The 16591-nt window shown below is 68.9% G+C and carries 11 protein-coding genes; 7 read left to right on the forward strand and 4 right to left on the reverse strand.

From position 1 onward, the window contains the following. Window positions 1–7: 7 nt before the first annotated feature. Entirely contained in the window at window positions 8–2482 is a 2475-nt protein-coding gene (locus ACQ7JA_RS19555) for a PAS domain-containing protein (protein WP_430900776.1), read from the reverse strand. A gap of 222 nt (window positions 2483–2704) precedes the next feature. On the opposite strand from ACQ7JA_RS19555, the gene ACQ7JA_RS19560 reads away from it, so the two are divergent. From ACQ7JA_RS19560 to ACQ7JA_RS19580, 5 genes are all read left to right on the forward strand, one after another. Beyond that, on the forward strand, window positions 2705–4075 hold the full coding sequence (locus ACQ7JA_RS19560; protein WP_430900778.1) for a GIN domain-containing protein: 1371 nt from the start codon (window positions 2705–2707) through the stop codon (window positions 4073–4075). A gap of 247 nt (window positions 4076–4322) precedes the next feature. Then, window positions 4323–5201, forward strand: coding sequence for a BadF/BadG/BcrA/BcrD ATPase family protein (locus ACQ7JA_RS19565; protein WP_430900780.1), 879 nt, complete (start codon window positions 4323–4325; stop codon window positions 5199–5201). Then, window positions 5198–6283 carry an N-acetylglucosamine-6-phosphate deacetylase gene (gene nagA, locus ACQ7JA_RS19570; RefSeq protein ID WP_430900782.1) on the forward strand — a complete coding sequence of 362 codons (1086 nt, stop codon included), beginning with the start codon at window positions 5198–5200 and terminating at the stop codon, window positions 6281–6283. The genes ACQ7JA_RS19565 and nagA overlap by 4 nt, the downstream gene beginning before the upstream one ends. A 17-nt stretch (window positions 6284–6300) precedes the next feature. Then, a complete protein-coding gene (locus tag ACQ7JA_RS19575; RefSeq protein ID WP_430901036.1) occupies window positions 6301–7311 on the forward strand; it encodes an SIS domain-containing protein in 1011 nt (336 codons plus the stop codon). A 16-nt stretch (window positions 7312–7327) separates the two neighbouring features. Next, complete coding sequence (locus tag ACQ7JA_RS19580; protein ID WP_430900784.1) at window positions 7328–8818, forward strand: glycoside hydrolase family 3 protein; 1491 nt, start codon at window positions 7328–7330, stop codon at window positions 8816–8818. Here ACQ7JA_RS19580 and ACQ7JA_RS19585 read toward each other — a convergent pair. Further along, complete coding sequence (locus ACQ7JA_RS19585; protein WP_430900786.1) at window positions 8713–9912, reverse strand: hypothetical protein; 1200 nt, start codon at window positions 9910–9912, stop codon at window positions 8713–8715. The genes ACQ7JA_RS19580 and ACQ7JA_RS19585 overlap by 106 nt on opposite strands. 290 nt (window positions 9913–10202) lie before the next feature. On the opposite strand from ACQ7JA_RS19585, the gene ACQ7JA_RS19590 reads away from it, so the two are divergent. Then, window positions 10203–11492: a tetratricopeptide repeat protein gene (locus ACQ7JA_RS19590; protein WP_430900788.1), complete on the forward strand. Its 1290-nt coding sequence runs from the start codon at window positions 10203–10205 to the stop codon at window positions 11490–11492. A 152-nt stretch (window positions 11493–11644) separates the two neighbouring features. Further along, a complete protein-coding gene (locus ACQ7JA_RS19595; protein WP_430900790.1) occupies window positions 11645–12715 on the forward strand; it encodes a flavodoxin family protein in 1071 nt (356 codons plus the stop codon). A gap of 219 nt (window positions 12716–12934) precedes the next feature. Here ACQ7JA_RS19595 and ACQ7JA_RS19600 read toward each other — a convergent pair whose 3' ends face one another. Together ACQ7JA_RS19600 and ACQ7JA_RS19605 are read right to left on the reverse strand one after the other, a co-directional pair. Then, complete coding sequence (locus tag ACQ7JA_RS19600; protein WP_430900792.1) at window positions 12935–13699, reverse strand: glucose 1-dehydrogenase; 765 nt, start codon at window positions 13697–13699, stop codon at window positions 12935–12937. A gap of 104 nt (window positions 13700–13803) precedes the next feature. Then, the gene (locus ACQ7JA_RS19605; RefSeq protein WP_430900794.1) at window positions 13804–16578 is read right to left on the reverse strand and encodes a M16 family metallopeptidase; all 2775 of its coding nucleotides are present in this window, start codon (window positions 16576–16578) and stop codon (window positions 13804–13806) included. Window positions 16579–16591 lie beyond the last annotated feature (13 nt).

Consider the following 16591-nt stretch of genomic DNA (forward strand, 5'->3'; position numbering starts at 1 on the left):
CGTTTGCTCAGCCGGGCACGCCGACCCGCGCCAGGATGCCCAGCAGCGCATCGACGTCCACCGGCTTGGTCAGGTGATGGTCGAAACCGGCCGCCTGCGTGCGCCGCCGGTCGTGTTCCTGGCCCCAGCCGGTCAGCGCCACGATCGCCAGGCCCGCCTGGCTGGCATCGCCGCGCAGGCGCCGCGCCACCTCGAAGCCGTCCATGCCCGGCATGCCGAGGTCGAGCAGCACCGCCTGCGGCAGGAATTCGGCGGCCTGGGCCAGCCCTGCCGGCCCGTCGTGGGCGGTGCGCACCTCGGCGCCGACCGCGTGCAGCAGCAGGGCCAGCGATTCGGCGGCGTCGCCGTTGTCGTCCACCACCAGCACCCGCCGTCCCGCCAGCAGCGCCTCCCCGCCGCCGCCGTGCTGCGCTTGCTGCGCCGGCGCCCGGGCCAGCGGCAGGCTGACGATGAATTCGCTGCCCCGCCCCGGCCCCTCGCTGCGCGCCTCGACGCTGCCGCCGTGCAGCTCGACCAGGCTCTTCACCATGGTCAGGCCGATGCCCAGCCCGGCCTGGCCGCGCGCGCTGTCGCGGTGGGCCTGGGCGAACATCTCGAAGACGTGGGGGAGCTGTTCAGGCGGAATGCCGATGCCGGTGTCGCGCACCGAGACCACCACCTGCGCGCCTTCGCGCCAGGCGCCGACCCAGATCCGTCCGCCGCGGTCGGTGTACCTGGCCGCGTTGTTGAGCATATTCCCGAAGACCTGGGTCAGCCTCACCTGGTCGGCTTCCAGCATCAGGATTTCCTCCGGCAGCGACACCGCCAGCTCGTGGCGGCCGGCCTCGATCGCCGGCATGCTGGTCTCGACCGCCATCGACAGCACCTCGGCCAGCGACAGCGGTTCGCGCCGCAGTTCCAGCTTGCCCTGGGTAATGCGCGAGACGTCCATCAGGTCGTCCACCAGGCGCACGATCTGGGCTACCTGCCGCCCCACCATCTCGACCATGCGGTCGGCGCTGCGGCGTCCGTCGGGCCGGCGCAGCAGGTGCACCGCGTTGCTGATCGGCGCCAGCGGATTGCGCAGCTCGTGCGCGAGCGTGGCCAGGAACTCGTCCTTGCGGCGGTCGGCGTCGCGCAGCGCGTCCTCCGCCTCAACCGCCTCGGTGACGTCGATCGAGATGCCGACGTGGCCGCGGTAGGCGCCGCCCTGGCCGAACAGGGGCGCGCAGTGGCTCTCGAACCAGTGCCAGCGGCCGTCGGCGGCGCGCGCCCGCACCCGCTGCTGGAAAGGCGCGCGGGTCGCGATGGCGAGGAGCACCCTTTCGATGTAGCGCGGGCCGTCGTCGGGGTGCAGGAGCGCGCCCCAGCCCTTCTCGGGGAGCGTGCCGGCCCGCATGCCGAGGATGTCCTGGCAGCGCCGGTTGGCGTAGACCAGCTGCCCGCCGTCGTCGAACTGGTAGATCGGGGCCGGCGAGGCTTCGGCCAGCACCCGGAAGCGCCCGTCGCTCTCGCGCAGCGCCCCTTCCGCCTGGCGGCGCGCATCGACGTCGATGTTCATGCCGATCCAGCGCGCCACGCTGCCGTCGGGATTGCGCAGCGGCGCGGCGCGCATATTGGCCCAGCGCCAGCCGCCGTCCGCGAGGCGCAGGCGGTATTCGGCATTCACGGGCGACCCTTGCGCCAGCGCCTCCTGCCAGTGGCGCACGATGAAGTGGCGGTCGTCGGGATGGACCGCGGCGATCCAGCCGTGGCCCAGCGATTCGCTCGCGCCCTGGCCCGTGAGCGCGCGCCATCCGGGCGACATCATGCGCACCATGCCGTCGGCGTCGGCCTCCCAGACCGCCTGCGCGAAGCCTTTCACCAGGGCCTGGAAGCGTTCGTCGCTGGCGGCCAGCGCGGCCTCGGCGCGGCGCACTTCTTCCGCCCGCCCGCGACCGCGCGTGGCGCGGTGGGCGCAGGCGGCAAAGCTCGACAGGCTGCGCAGCAGGCGCGCGTCCTCGGCGTCGAAACGGCATGCGGGGTCGTGGCTGGCCACCCAGACCGTGCCGATCGGCTCGCCGCCCACGTCCCAGGGCGCGAGCAGCATCTCGGCGATCGGCGGGTGATGGGGGAGCACGGGACAGCTGCGGCCGGGCTCGCGCAGCAGCACCACCTCGCCGCGCGCCACCGCCTCGCCGCTCGGGCTGCCTGCGCGCGGCAGGCGCAGGCCGGACGCGCCTGCCAGCAGGCCGGTCGTCGCGGCCCAGTGGAAGGCCTCGCCATCCGGCGCCGGCACGGCGATGCCGGCCGATCCGGCGCGGCACAGCCCGCGCAGCAGTTCGGCCAGGCGCTGCGGCACGCTTTCCGGCGCGCGCGCCAACTCTTGCGCCAGGGCGCCGAGGGCGCGGCTCTCGGCCGCGTGGTCGGGCGCGCGCGCCGGGCGGACCTCCAGCTCGTGTGTGACAAGAAGCGCATCGATATCGAGCACTGCCACCGCTTGCTCATGCTCACTATCGCTCATCGGGACATTTTCTACCGTGTCATATGCGGGACAATCAGACTAGGCCAAAACGCCGCGCCACGCCAACAGGGTTCCGCCCGGCACGACGGGGCGGCGCCAGCTGCCCATCCTTTCAGGCTGCATTCTGTTCCCCGTTTTCGCGCGTCTGTCGTATTACGGGTGCATCCCTTCCCGCCCTGGCCTATCGTGCAGGCTCCCGATCCCCTTTTCAAGAAAAAGAACATGCGCCCCATCCTGAAGCCAGCCCTCCTGGCCGCCGCCATCGCGGCGGGCTTCCTCGCCACCCAGGCCAGCCACGCCGAGTCGCCGGGCCAGCCGGTCACCCAACAGCGCCAGCTGGCGGCCTTCAGTGCCATCGAGCTGTCCGGCCCCTACGACGTCGTGGTGCGCGCCCAGGGCCGCCAGGCGGTCGAACTGTCGGGCGACCCGAAGCTGCTCGAGGAGATCGAAACCGTGGTGCGCGGCGACACCCTGCTGGTGCGTCCGGTGCAGCGCATGGGATTCAACTTCAGCTGGGGCAAGCGGCGCGACACCGTCACCATCGCCATCACGGCCAGCCAGCTGAAAAGCCTCAGGATGTCGGGCAGCGGCGACGTCGACCTGAGCCAGCTCTCGGGCGAGCGCTTCAGCGTAGCGGTCGACGGTCCCGGCGACCTGCAGGCGGCCGGCGCGGTGCGCGAGCTGTCGGTGCGCGCCAGCGGCAGCGGCGACGCCGACCTGCACCGCCTGAAGGCGGCCAACGTCGAGCTGGCGATGTCCGGCCCCGGCGACGTGCGCCTGTCGGCGGTGGGCAATGCGCTGTCGGCCACGCTCAGCGGTTCGGGCGACCTGGAAGCCGATGAGCTGCGCCTGGCGCGCCTCAGCGCGCGCCTCTCGGGTCCCGGCGGCATGAAGCTCGCCGGCCGCGCGCGCGCGCTGCGCGCCGACGTCAGCGGCTCGGGCGACTTCGACGCCTGCGCCCTCGCGGTGGAAGCCGCCTCGACGACCCAGCGCGGTCCCGGCAATGCCTGCGTCGCCGGCACGATCACGAAGTTCGACGCCGAAGTGAGCGGCTCGGGCGAGCTGCAGGCCAGCGGCCTGCGCGCGCCGAAGGCCACGGTGCGCCTCTCCGGCCCCGGCAATGCCACCTTGAGCGGCGAGATCGGCGAACTCACGGCCGAGCTGTCCGGTTCGGGCGACCTGGAGGCAGGCGACCTCATTGTCAGCCGCGCCCTGCTCAAGGCGCGCGGCCCCGGCGGCATCGACCTGGCCAGTGTGTCCGATACCCTGGATGCCGACCTGCGCGGCTCAGGCGGCCTGGACGCGCGCATGGATGGCAAGCGCCTGCTGCTGCGCATGAGCGGCCCGGGCAGCGCCCACGTCGAAGGCAAGGTCCATCTGGTCAAGGCCCAGCTCAGCGGTTCGGGCGGGCTCGATGGCCGCCGCCTGCATGCCGGCCGCGCCGAGATCGCCGTCAGCGGCCCGGGCAATGCGGTGGTCAATGTGCCGGGCCGCGGCGAGCGCCAGGCGGGCCGCCGCGCACGCCATGACGGCGACGAGCACACCCGCCTCCTGACGGTCGACCGCAGCGGCAGCCGCCACGGCGCCCCGTAATTCCCTCCCGGCGCCGCCGCCCGGCGGCGCCACCCATCCCGCATGAGCATACCAGCTGTTTTTAGCGAATAATCAATACCAGTTTCAGTACCAATAAAAAAATTTGCATAATCAGCGGTTTGTGCAAACTTCCATTGCCGGTGGCGGCTTGTGTGCACAGGAAATTTGCATACCACTTAAATACCTGTTGACAGGCCAAGGCCGCCTGCCTATAGTGCGCTGACCTCCTCGGCAGAACACTCAAACCATGATCGACTATCTCATCGGCGTCGACGGCGGCGGCACCGGCACCCGCGTGCGCCTTGCCGACTCCGGCGGCGCCGGACTGGCCCAGGCCAGCGGCGGCCCGTCCGCCCTCGCGCGCGGCATCGACAATGCCTGGACCACCGTCGACGGCGCCGTGCGCGACGCCTTCGCCCAAATTGGTATTACGTCGGTACCACGCGCCTCCTGCGCCATCGGCCTGGGTCTCGCGGGCGTGCACAACAAGGAATGGGCCGCGGCCTTTATCGCCGCCAATCCCGGCTACGCCGCCCTCGCCCTCGACACCGACGGCTTCACCACCCTGCTGGGCGCCCACGCCGGCAAGCCCGGCGTCATCGTCGCGATCGGCACCGGCAGCGTCGGCGAAGCCATGCTGGCGGACGGCACCAAAGTGGAAGTCGGCGGCTGGGGCTTCCCCGCCGGGGACGAGGCCAGCGGCGCCTGGATGGGCCTGCGCGCCCTGAACCACATCGAGCACGTGCTCGACGGCCGCGCCGAGGGCCGCGCCTTTGCGCGCGAGGTGATCGATTTCTGCGGCGGCTCGCGCGACGCGGTGCAGGTCTGGCTCGGCACGGCCACCCAGACCACCTACGCCAGCCTGGCGCGCTTCGTGGTCGCCCACGGCGAGACCGACCCGGTCGCGCGCGCCATCCTCGAACACGCGGGCCAGGAAGCGGCGGCGATTGCCGACGCGCTCGACCGCAGCCACACCCTGCCGCTGGCCCTGTGCGGCGGCCTGAGCGAGGTGCTGCGCGCCTGGCTGCCGCCCGCAACGCTGGCGCGCTGCGTGCCGGCCCAGGGCGACTCGGCCGCCGGCGCACTGCGCATGATCCAGCGCGAACTGAAAAGGACACAGCAATGAAAGGCAACATCCTCACACCCAAGGGCTGGATCCACGGCGAGCTGCGCCACGGAGCCTTCATCGAGGGCATCGACGGCCACGAAGTCGACCCCGCGGCCAATGGCGACGACTACATCCTGCCCGGCTTCATCGACGTGCACGTGCACGGCGGCGCCGGCCGCGACATGATGGAAGGCGGCGACGCTCCCCACGTGATCGCCGCCCTGCATGCGAAGCACGGCACCACCGCCCTGCTGGCCACGACCATGACCGCCCCGGTCGAGGACATCCAGCAGGCGCTGGACGCCATCGGCGCGGCTTGCAAGGCCCGCGGCAAGGGCGAGGCGCGCATCCTCGGCGTGCACCTGGAAGGCCCCTACATCAATTCCGGCAAGCTGGGCGCCCAGCCGCCGTATGCGCGCGAAGCGACGCTGGATGAGGTGAACCGCTTCAACGACCAGGCGCCGATGCGCCTGATCACGGTGGCGCCCGAGATCGACGGCCACATGGAACTGGTGCGCGCGATCGCCGACGCCGGCATCCGGGTCCAGATCGGCCACACCAGCGGCAGCTACGAACACGGCGTCCAGGCCCTGGAGCACGGCGCGGCCGGCTTCACCCACCTGTTCAACGCCATGCCCGGCCTGCACCACCGCGATCCCGGCATGGTCGGCGCGGCCCTGGCCCACGCCGAATACGCGGAGATCATCCCCGACCTGCTGCACGTGCACCCGGGCGCGATCAGGACCGCGCTGCGCTGCATCCCGAAGCTGTTCTGCGTGACCGATTCCACGGCCGCCGCCGGCATGCCGGACGGCGAGTACATGCTGGGCCGCCAGGTGGTCCACAAGTGCATGGGCGGCGTGCGCCTGGCCGACGGGACCCTCGCCGGCAGCACCCTGACCATGGACCAGGCCCTGCGCAACCTGGTGAAGATCGGCCTGCCGCTCGAAGAAGCCAGCCGGCGCGTGTCGACCAATGCCGCCGACTACCTCGGCGAAACCCAGCGCGGCCGCCTGGCGCCGGGCTGCCATGCCGATTTCGTGGTGCTCGACCGCGAGCTCAATATCAAAGCCGTCTATATCGAAGGAGAAGCGCAGTGACCGTCCCGACCTCGCTCATGTACCAGGAAGCCCTGTCCGCCGGCGACTGCATCGCGCAGCAGCTGGTGCAGGATGTCGACCGCTATGCGGAGCTGGGCCGCGCCCTGCGCTCGACCAACTTCCACAGCGCCGTAACGGTCGCGCGCGGCAGCTCGGACCATGCGTCGAGCTACCTCGCCTACCTGATCATGGCGCGCATGGGCCGCCTGGTGACCTCGCTGCCGATGTCGCTGATCACGCTCTATAAATCGCCGCTCGTCACGCGCGACACCCTGGCCGTGTCGATCTCGCAGTCGGGCCAGAGCCCGGACGTGGTGGAACCGATCACTTACTTCCGCAACGGCGGCGCGACCACGGTGGCGCTGGTGAACGACGCGTCCTCGCCGCTGGCACAAGCCGCCGAATGGACCATGCCCCTGCACGCCGGCAAGGAGCAGAGCGTCGCCGCCACCAAGAGCTTCATCGCCAGCCTGGTCGCCGGCGCGCGCCTGGTGTCCGAATGGCAGAACGATCGGGAACTGAAGGACGGCATTGCCGCCCTCCCCGACGCCCTGCGCGCCGCGACAAACGTCGACTGGTCGCCCGCGATCGAGGTGCTGGCCCCGGCCCGCAACATCATGGTCGTCGGCCGCGGCATCAGCTTCCCGGTCGCGCTGGAAGCGAGCCTGAAATTCAAGGAAACCTCGGCCCTGCAGGCGGAAGCCTTCTCCGGCGCCGAGATCAAGCACGGCCCCATGGCCCTGATCGAGGAAGGCTATCCGCTACTGATCTTCGCCACCCGCGGCCCGGCGCAAAGCGGCCTGGTCGCCCTGGCCGAGGAGATGCGCGGTCGCGGCGCGCGCGTGCTGCTCGCCGCGCCGGAAGACGTGCCGAGCCGCGACCTGCTGCTGCCGACCAGCGCCATTCCCGACCTCGACCCGATCGTCGCGATCCAGGCCTTCTACATGATGGCGGCGCGCCTGTCGGAAGCGCGCGGCCTCGATCCGGACAAGCCGCGCCACCTGAGCAAAGTCACCAAAACGAACTGAACGAGATGAGCGCGACATGAGCGATTACCTGGATCTCGCCGGCCAGCTGATGATGGTGCGCCTGTTCGGCACCGAACTCGATGCCGACACGGACGCATTCCTGCGCCAGTACAAGGTGCGCGGCGCCTGCCTGTTCCGCCAGAACATGGTGGACGCGGCCCAGCTGACCCGTTTCACCGCAGGGCTGAAGGATGCGATGGGCCCGCAGGCCCTGATCGCCCTCGACCAGGAAGGCGGCGCGGTGGTGCGCTCGACCTGGGTGCCGGCGCCGCCCAGCGCCATGGCCCTGGGCGCGGCCAACGATCCGGGCCTCGCCCGCGAAGTCGGCGCCGCCGTAGCGCGCGCGGTGCGCTCGCTCGGCTTCAACTGGAACTTCGCGCCGGTGCTGGACCTGAACAACAATCCGCACAATCCGGTGATCGCCGAGCGCTCCTTCGGGGCCGACCCATTGCTTGCAGCTCGACTTGCGATGGCCTGGATGGAAGGCAGCGAGAGCGAAGGCGTGGCCTGCTGCGTCAAGCACTTCCCCGGCCACGGCGACACCCACGTCGACTCGCACCGCGACCTGCCGACGGTCGACAAACCTTTGGAAGAACTGGAACGGTTCGAGTTCGCGCCCTTCCGCATGGCGGCCGCCACGGCGCCGGCCGTGATGACCGCCCACATCGTCTACCCGGCCCTGGACCCGGACTTCCCGGCCACGATGTCGCGCCCCATCCTGACCGGCATCCTGCGCGAGCGCTTCGGCTACCGGGGCGTGATCATCACCGACGGCATGGACATGCACGCCATCGCCCACCGCTACGGCGCCGGCGAAGCGGCCGTGAATGCGCTGGTGGCCGGCGCCGACATGGTGATGGCGATCGGCTCGCGCGAGACGCAGGTCGAGACCGTGCATGCGATCGCCGGGGCGATCCGCGACGGCGTGCTGCCGCTGGCCGAGGTGGAGGCGCGCCTGGCCCGCCTGTCCGGCCTCGCCGAACGCCATCCGGCCGGCAGCGCGGCCTACGCCGTCGAGCAGGACGACCGCGCCCTGATGGCGCGCGCCTGGCGCGCCGGCCTCACCGCCTTGAAGCAGCCGCAGCGCCCGCCGCGCGGCAGCAAGGTGCGCCTGGTGGCGCGCGGCGACGTGGTGAGCGACGGCGTGTCCGAAGCGGGCGTGCCGGCGGCACGCATCGCCGAAGCGCTGGGAAGCGTGTATGAGGTCGAGCTGGTCACCTTCGCGGATGCCGAAACCTTCGACTGGGCCGCCCTGCCCCGGGACGGCCGCTTCACGATCCTGGCGTCGACCTCGCGCCGCCGCTACGGCCCGCATGCGCGCGCGAACTGGCGCCCCGACCTGCACCTGGCGCTGTGGAACCCCTACCAGGCGCTCGACTTCGTCGCCCCGGCCCTGATGACCTACGGCTTCGCGCCGCCCGCGCTCGAGGCCGTCGTGGCCTGGCTGGCCGGCGAAACGGAAGCGCCGGGCCGCTGTCCGGTGCCGGGGTTCGACAGCGCGGCCTGAGCGGCGCAACCGCGTTCGGCGGCCGCCAGCATCGCCTTCAGTTGGGCGATGCTGGCATTGCGCGTGGCCTGCAGCGCGTTCGCGCGCGCCTGCAGGCCGGCCAGTTCGGCATCCACGGATTCGATCTCTTTCAAACGCGCCCGCATTTCATCGCTCAGTTCGCCCACCCTGTAGTCGGTGTCGCCAATCTTCAGGACCTTTCCGGAGGTGCGCGACCCGAGCACCCGGTTGAGCGCCATGGCATCGTCGACGAGGCGGGCCAGCGCATCCTGCGACTGGTGCCTACCTTGGGCGCGCTGCCGGTGGCACTCGGACAAGGACTGTTGCCGCCCCTGTTCCGGCGTCTCCGGCATGTCGTGCCCGCTATCCTGCAAGGCCTGGCGCATTCGTTCGAACAAGGCCTGCGGCATCGGCGCATCGCCCAGCACCGTTTCGCTGGGCACGAAGGCGCGGCTGCGGGTCAGCGCAAGCATGTAGTCGCTGACCGCACGCAGCTGGATACGCCCGTTGCCGTTCACGTGGATCAGCGGGCAATGCGGCGCCAGGGCGGGGAGCACATGGTTCGGATATGCAGTCTCGCCCCAGTACCGTTCGGCGACGCTGCCATAGTGCCGGTAGTCGCGGATGGCGGTGAAATTCGCCTCCTCGAAAGGCAGGATTTCCACCTTCGGCTTGGTCGGCGTTACCGTGTCGTTCGACACGTCGACGTAGAGCGTACCGACCTGGAAGGCGTTCTGGAAATACTGCCCGCGCAAGTCGCCCCACACCTGGCGCATGCGCCCGCCGGCCTGGTGAAAGGCATACAGGGCGCGCCACCCCGCCGCCGCCATGGGCGGCAACGCGGCCTCGTCCACCGCGGCCAGCCTCTCCTGCACGGCCTTTGATATTTCCAGGCACTGGCCCAGGGGGTAGGGCTTGCCCAGCTTGAAGGGCTGGCGCTCCCGCAGGGCGGGATCGAGTTCGGCGCGCAGATGCAGCAGGAAAGCTTCTAGCGCGGCAATGGCCGGATGCAGGTGCTGCTCCGTCAGGGCCGCCTGGATGCCGTCAAGGTCGATGCGCGGTTCGTTGGGCAACAGGGAGACACCAGCGCTCATGTCCGCGCGGCCCATTGCATATACTGATTCAAGGTCGGGTTTGGCTGTCAAAAGGCATGATGATAACCGACGCGCAGCTTACCTGCGGTGTGCCCTGGAAGCGGAGGACGGGGAAGTAACGCTATGTAACGGACCATGGCGCCGTGCGGCGCTTGCCGCACAATAGCCGAGCCTGAAATGGACATTTATGGGACAATGCACGCTTTGTCCGGGATGGCATTTTCGCCATGTTTTTAATATAAACATTGTGCAAATGCCCTATCACCACACTCTTGATTGAAGGATTATTCATGGCCCAATTCCGTCTTGCCCGCCTTTGCCTGATGCTCGCCGCTATCGGCGCGACCGCTCCGGCGCTGGTGACCAGTGCCCATGCGCAGCAGAAGAGCGATGCGCCGGCAGCCGCCGCGGCGCCGAAGGACACCGTTCGTCCAGAAATCTTCAAGCTGCTCGATCCGGCCGCGGTCAAGCCGCTGGTGGAAGCCAAGAACTTCACCGAATTGCAGAGCCGCATCACCCAGGCCGAAGCCTTCCCCAATATCACGCCGTACGAAAGCTATGTGATCAACCGCATGAAGCTGACCGTGGCTTCGTCGTCCGGCAACGATGCCGCCGCGATGCCGGCGCTGGAAGCCGTGATCAACTCGGGCAAGCTCACCGCCGCCGAGCAGGCCAACTTCATCCAGGCCCTGGGCAATATGTACTTCAACGCCAAGAACTATCCGAAGGCGATCGAGTGGTTCCAGCGCTACCAGAAAGAAAGCACCACCCCGGACGCGGTGCGCCCGGCCCTGGCCAGCGCCTATTACCTGAGCAACGACTTCGCCAAGGCGAAGGAAGCCCTGCTGCCGATCGTTGAAGCCCAGGAAAAGGCCGGCCAGAAGCCGACCGACAAGGACCTGCGCATGCTGGCCTCGATCGCGATCAAGCAGAAGGATGACGCCGGCTACGTTGCCGCCCTCGAGAAGCTGGTGGCGGCCTACCCGACCGAGGAATTCTGGACCGACCTGGTCAACCGCGGCGTCGGCCGCAAGGCGGGCTTCGACGAGAACACCCACCTGGCCAATATGTACCGCCTGCAGTTCGCCACCGCCGCCAAGCAGATGGCGCCGGAAGAGTACACCAACCTGGCCGAGCTGGCCCTGCGCGACGGTTTCCCGACCGAAGCGAAGAAGGTGCTGGACGCAGGCTTCGCCAACGGCGTGCTGGGCAAGGGCAGCAATGCCAAGGCCCACGCCGCCCTGCGCGACAAGGCCAACAAGGGCGCCGCCGACGACGCCAAGAACATCGCCAGCGGCGAAGCCTCGGCCGCCAAGGCCAAGACCGGCGCCGGCCTCGTCAACCTGGGCTGGGCCTACGCCACGATGGACCAGGCCGACAAGGGCATCGGCTTCATCCAGCAGGGTATCGCCAAGGGCGGCCTGAAGAATGCCGAGGAAGCCAAGCTGCGCCTGGGCATGGCGCAGGCGCGCGCCGGCAAGAAGGCCGAAGCGATCCAGACCTTCCAGGGCATCAAGGGCGCCGGTGGCGCCGGCGACCTGGCCAAGTACTGGATCCTGCACCTGAACCAGCAAGGCTGATTCGCTTCACGCATCGAGGAAAGCCGGACAGTGTCCGGCTTTTTTTACGACCGTGCCCCTGCCCTGTCCCACGTTTTAATCACGCAATGTGCGCGCGCGAACATTCTGCGCCTGTCGACCGGTCGATAATTTCGGCAAAACAAGGAGGCGGCATGACTGAGGTACGCAAGGGCCAGGCGCCCGCCAAGCTGGGGCGCGACGAATTCCACATCCGCTTCCGCAACGCATTCCACGATCCCGGCTACGACAGCCTGGCGCGCGAACTCGACGCCATCGAGCAGGTCGCCTGGGAGGCCTACCACGAGGGCCGCAAGGCGCCGCGCACGGTCAAGGCCGGTCCCGGCTACGCCGATCCTTCCTACGACCTGTCGATCGAGTGGAAAGACACCCACGAGCGCCTGCTGGCCGCCGAACGGCAGCAGAAGGATCCCGCTTCGCGCAACCGCGTCCTCCTGATCAACGGCTCCTCGCGCAACGACGGCACCTGCCCGGGCGAAATCTCGAAAAGCTGGCGCATGACGATGATGGCGCGCGACATTTTGGTGGAACAGGGTTTCGAAGCCGACGTCCTCGACCTGAGCCTGCTGAACTCCGACTACGACCGTCACATCCACCCCTGCAAGGGCTGCGTCTCGACCGCCATGCCGCTGTGCCACTGGCCCTGCAGCTGCTACCCGAACCACGCCGAGCGCCAGGTCAACGACTGGATGAACGAGATCTACGAACGCTGGGTGCTGGCCCACGGCGTCATCATCGTCACGCCGGTCTACTGGTACCAGTCGCCTTCCCCGCTCAAGCTGATGATCGACCGCCTGGTATGCGCCGACGGCGGCAATCCCGACCCATCCTCGACCCACGGCAAGAAGGCGGAAGAGGCCAAGGAACTCGAGCTGAAGGGATGGGACTATCCGAAGCACCTGGCCGGGCGCGCCTTCGGTCTGGTGGTCCATGGCGACGTCGCCGGCATCGAGTCGACGCGCCGCTCGCTGGCGGACTGGTTCGGCTGGATGGACTTCGTCGACGCCGGCAGCTTCGCCCAGCTCGACCGCTACATCGGCTACTACGAGTCCTATGCCGAGAGCCACGCTACGCTCGACCGCGATACCGCCGTGCAGGAGGAAGTGCGCAACGTGGCGCGCGCAGTGGCCGAAGCCGTGCGCGAGATCCGCGCCGGGCGGGTGGCGGTTTCCCAGCACAGGCTGAAGGATCCGCGGCCGAAGTAGGACAGGCGAATAAAGGCTGGGGTTTGCCCGCGACGGGCGGACGGTGGAGTCTTGCCGCCTGGTTCAGGGACGACATGGTTGACTTCGTGGCGGAGCTGAACGCCGGGTAGTAGCAGGGTGGGCGCTCCCCCGCCCACGCGTTCACATCCTCTTCGAGCAGCGACGGCGTCCATTCATCAGCTGACTGGACGCGTGGGCGCAGGAGCGCCCACCCTACGCTTACACGGCGGTGAAACCGCCGTCGACCACCAGCTCGTGGCCATTGACGTAGGACGCCTGCTCCGAGCACAGCCACAGCGCCGCATTGGCGATCTCCGCCGCTTCGGCGAAGCGGCCCATCGGCTCCGGCGCCTCGAGCTGGGCATCGGACGTGCGCGGGGTCCTGACGGCGCCCGGGCACAGGGCGTTGATGCGGATGCCTTCGCGTGCGTATTCGGCGGCAGCGCTGCGGGTCAATCCCACCACCGCGTGCTTGCTGGCCGCGTAGATCGCGTGGTTCGGCGCGCCCACCAGGCCGGACACCGAGGACACGTTGACGATCGCCCCGCTGCCCTGCTTGAGCATCTGGCGCAGCTGCAGCTTCATGCACAGCCACACGCCCTTGACGTTGGCGCCCATGATGCGGTCGAACTGCTCTTCCTCGCCTTCGGCGAGCGGCGCGCCTTCCTCGTCCACGGCGGCGTTGTTGACCGCGATGTCCAGGCGTCCGTAGTAATTGATGGTCTTTTCGATCAGCGCCTCGACATCGCCGGTTTTGGCGATGTCGCTGCGCACGAACAGCGCCTTGCCGCCCGATTCGACGATCATGGCGGCGGTCGCGTGGCCGCCGTCGATGGCGGTGTCGGCCACGACGACGCAGGCGCCGGCCCGGCCGAAGGCCAGCGCCGTGGCGCGGCCGATGCCGCTGGCGGCGCCGGTGACGAGGGCGACTTTGCCGGTAAATGGCAGCTCGGCCACCGGCTGCGCTTTGGATGTCCCTTTCATGATGCTCCTGATGCTCTGCAACTGATGCTTCCCAAAGGAAACATTCTAACGCAGCGGGCCGCGCCTGTCACAATCCGGAACGTATGCTGTTGCTAAATGGAGGGCTATTTCCCGCTTTCCTTCGCCTTTCCGTGGTCGCCGGCCATGACCACCGACAGTTTGGCGGGAACGATCGCCTTGCGGAAGGCCGCGTTCAGCTGCGGAAGGGTCACCGCCATGAGCCTGCGCTCGAAGGCGGCCGACCATTCGTAAGTACGGTCCCGGTACAGGAATCCGGTCCAGCCCGAGGCCAGCACGGCGTCGTTGGCGCGGTTCTGCAGGCGCTGCTGCATCAGGCCGGACTTGGCGTCGGCCAGCTCGGCGGCCGTGAAACCGTCCTTCACGGCGCGCGCCAGCTCCGCGCGCACGGCGGCGTCCAGCTTCCTCAGGTTCTGCGGCGCGGCGATGGCGCTGATCGACAAGCCGCCGGCGCGGTCCAGGTCGCCCGCGTCCAGGCTCGAACCGCCGCCGTAGGACAGGCCGTCCTTCTGGCGGATGCGATCCATCAGGCGCGACTTCAGGCCGCCCTCCCCGAAGATGTAATTGGCCAGCATCAGAGCCGGGTAGTCCGGGTCCTCGATGTTCAGGTCGAGGCTCATGCGCGCGGTATAGAAGCCGTTTTCCTTGTCCGGGGTATCCAGGAACCGGCTGGCGGCCGGCACCTCGGCATGCTTCATGAGCACCGGCGCGACGTTCGCGGGCGCCGTCCACTTGCCGAACAGCGTGTCGACCAGGGGCACGATTTCCTTCGGATCGAAGTCGCCGACGATGGCCATTTCGGCCGGGCTGCTGTTGTGGAAGGTCTTGTGGAAGGCCGCCAGGTCTTCCAGGCGCGCGGCCTTGACGTCCTCGATGTCCTCTTCGAGCGTGTTGGCATGGCGGATGTCGCCGCGCGGGTACTGCTCGAAATGGGCGGCAAGGGCCCGGCCCGCCACGCTCTGCGGCTCGGCGCGGCTGGCCTCCAGGCCGACCAGCATCTGCTTGCGCAGCTGCTCGAATTCGCTTGCCGGGAAGGCCGGCTCCTTCAGCACGTGGGCGGCCAGCTTCAAGGCCTCGGGCAGGTTCTCGCGGGTGGTCTGGAAGTGCCGGGGGCTGCCGCTCATCTTGAGCTTGTCGAAGGCGTCGGCCAGCTGGGCGCGGCTGTACTGCGATGTGCCGCGCATCAGCATGCTCGAGGTCAGGGCGGGAATCGCGCCCTTGCCGAACAGGTTCTTCTCGTCGCCGAAGTGCTGGCGCAGATCGACGGTGACGGTCTCGCCGCGGTTCTTCTTGGGCAGCAGGGCCAGCTTCACGCCGCCCGCCGTGGTGAGCTGGGTGCGCTTCATGATGTTGGCCTGGCTGGGGTCGAAGTCTTCCGACACCAGGCTCGAGCTCGACGGCTTGAAGTCCTTCATCACGGCTTCCACCGTGGGCGCGGGCGGGATCGCGGCGCGCTGCGGGGCATCCTCGGGCACGAAGGTGCCGGCCACGCGGTTGCTGCGGACAAAATAGCGGCCGCTGGCCGCGGCCACCTGCCCGGCCGTCGTGGTCTTGAGCCGCTCGCGGCCGAGGAAGTAGAGGCGCCAGTCGCCCAGCGCGATCATCTCGGACAGGGCCACGCCGACCGCCTGCGGGTCGTTCAGGCTGCGCTCGATGGTGTTCATGTAGGAGCGGCGCACGCGCTCCATTTCCTCCGTGGTCGGCGGCGTCTTCGCGAATTCCTCGACGGCCTGCGTGAGCGCCTCGCGTACCGGCTCGACCGGTTCGCCCTTCTTCACGACGGCGCCGAAGAACTGCAGGCCCGGTGCGAAGCCGGTCTGGGCGAAGCCGAAGACCTGGCTGGCCTTGCCGGTTTCCACCAGCAGCTTGTGCAGGCGGCCGTTCGGCGCGTCGCCCAGGATTTCGTTCGCGAAGCCGAGCGCCTCCGCATCGTCCTGCAGGTCGGACGGCACCTTGTAGCCGACGGCCACGATCTGCACGTCGCCCTGGCGGCGCACGGCGAAGCTGCGTTCGCCGTCCTGGGTCGGCTCGACGGTCCAGAACTGCGGCAGCGACCGCTTCGGTTTGGGGATGGCGCCGAACAGGCGCCCGATGCTGGCCAGGGTTTTATTGGCGTCGAACTTGCCCGCCACCAGCAGCACCGCGTTATCGGGCTGATAATAGGTCCGGTAGAAGGCCTGCAGGTTGGCGATCCGGACGTTCTCGATGTCGCTGCGGTTGCCGATGGTCGAGCGGCCATAGCTGTGCCAGTCGTAGGCCACGCTCTGCATGCGCTTGAACAGCACGTTCACGGGCGAGTTCTCGCCGCTTTCGTATTCGTTGCGCACCACCGTCATTTCGCTGTTCAGGTCCTTCTGGGCGACCGGCGAGTTGACCATGCGGTCGGCTTCCATCTGCAGCGCCCAGTCGAGGTTGTCCTGGGACGCCTGGAACACCTCGTAGTAATTGGTGCGGTCGAGCGAGGTGGTGCCGTTGAAGTCCATGCCGCGGCGCGCGAACTGGCCGGTGATGTCGGGGTTCTTCCTGGTGCCCTTGAACAGCAGGTGCTCGAGCAGGTGGGCCATGCCGGTCTCGCCGTAGTTCTCGTGGCGCGAGCCGACCAGGTAGGTGACGTTGACCGTGATCGAGGGGCGCGAGGCATCCGGGAACAGCAGCACCTTCAGGCCGTTGGCCAGGCGGTACTCGGTGATGCCCTCGACCGAGGGGCCGAGGGTGACGCCCTTGGGCAGCGGCGCCGGCTTCGCATCTGCCGCCCAGGCCGCGCCGCCCAGCACGAAGGCCAGGGCGCCGGCCGCAATGCCGCCCAGGAGACGCGCACCCAGGCCGCGTTTCGGAAAACAAGTTTCGCTCGTCCAGTCCATATGTCCATCCCGC

This window comes from Massilia sp. BKSP1R2A-1 (genome assembly GCF_050586525.1).
Lineage (GTDB): Bacteria > Pseudomonadota > Gammaproteobacteria > Burkholderiales > Burkholderiaceae_D > Telluria.

Bases quoted from the DNA above. Each gene is read 5' to 3' on its own strand.
- ACQ7JA_RS19595 (WP_430900790.1), top strand. From the start codon at position 11,645: ATGACTGAGGTACGCAAGGGCCAGGCGCCCGCCAAGCTGGGGCGCGAC.
- ACQ7JA_RS19555 (WP_430900776.1), bottom strand. From the start codon at position 2,482: ATGAGCGATAGTGAGCATGAGCAAGCGGTGGCAGTGCTCGATATCGAT.
- nagA (WP_430900782.1), top strand. From the start codon at position 5,198: ATGAAAGGCAACATCCTCACACCCAAGGGCTGGATCCACGGCGAGCTG.
- ACQ7JA_RS19585 (WP_430900786.1), bottom strand. From the start codon at position 9,912: ATGAGCGCTGGTGTCTCCCTGTTGCCCAACGAACCGCGCATCGACCTT.
- ACQ7JA_RS19565 (WP_430900780.1), top strand. From the start codon at position 4,323: ATGATCGACTATCTCATCGGCGTCGACGGCGGCGGCACCGGCACCCGC.
- ACQ7JA_RS19560 (WP_430900778.1), top strand. From the start codon at position 2,705: ATGCGCCCCATCCTGAAGCCAGCCCTCCTGGCCGCCGCCATCGCGGCG.
- ACQ7JA_RS19575 (WP_430901036.1), top strand. From the start codon at position 6,301: ATGTACCAGGAAGCCCTGTCCGCCGGCGACTGCATCGCGCAGCAGCTG.
- ACQ7JA_RS19590 (WP_430900788.1), top strand. From the start codon at position 10,203: ATGGCCCAATTCCGTCTTGCCCGCCTTTGCCTGATGCTCGCCGCTATC.
- ACQ7JA_RS19605 (WP_430900794.1), bottom strand. From the start codon at position 16,578: ATGGACTGGACGAGCGAAACTTGTTTTCCGAAACGCGGCCTGGGTGCG.
- ACQ7JA_RS19600 (WP_430900792.1), bottom strand. From the start codon at position 13,699: ATGAAAGGGACATCCAAAGCGCAGCCGGTGGCCGAGCTGCCATTTACC.
- ACQ7JA_RS19580 (WP_430900784.1), top strand. From the start codon at position 7,328: ATGAGCGATTACCTGGATCTCGCCGGCCAGCTGATGATGGTGCGCCTG.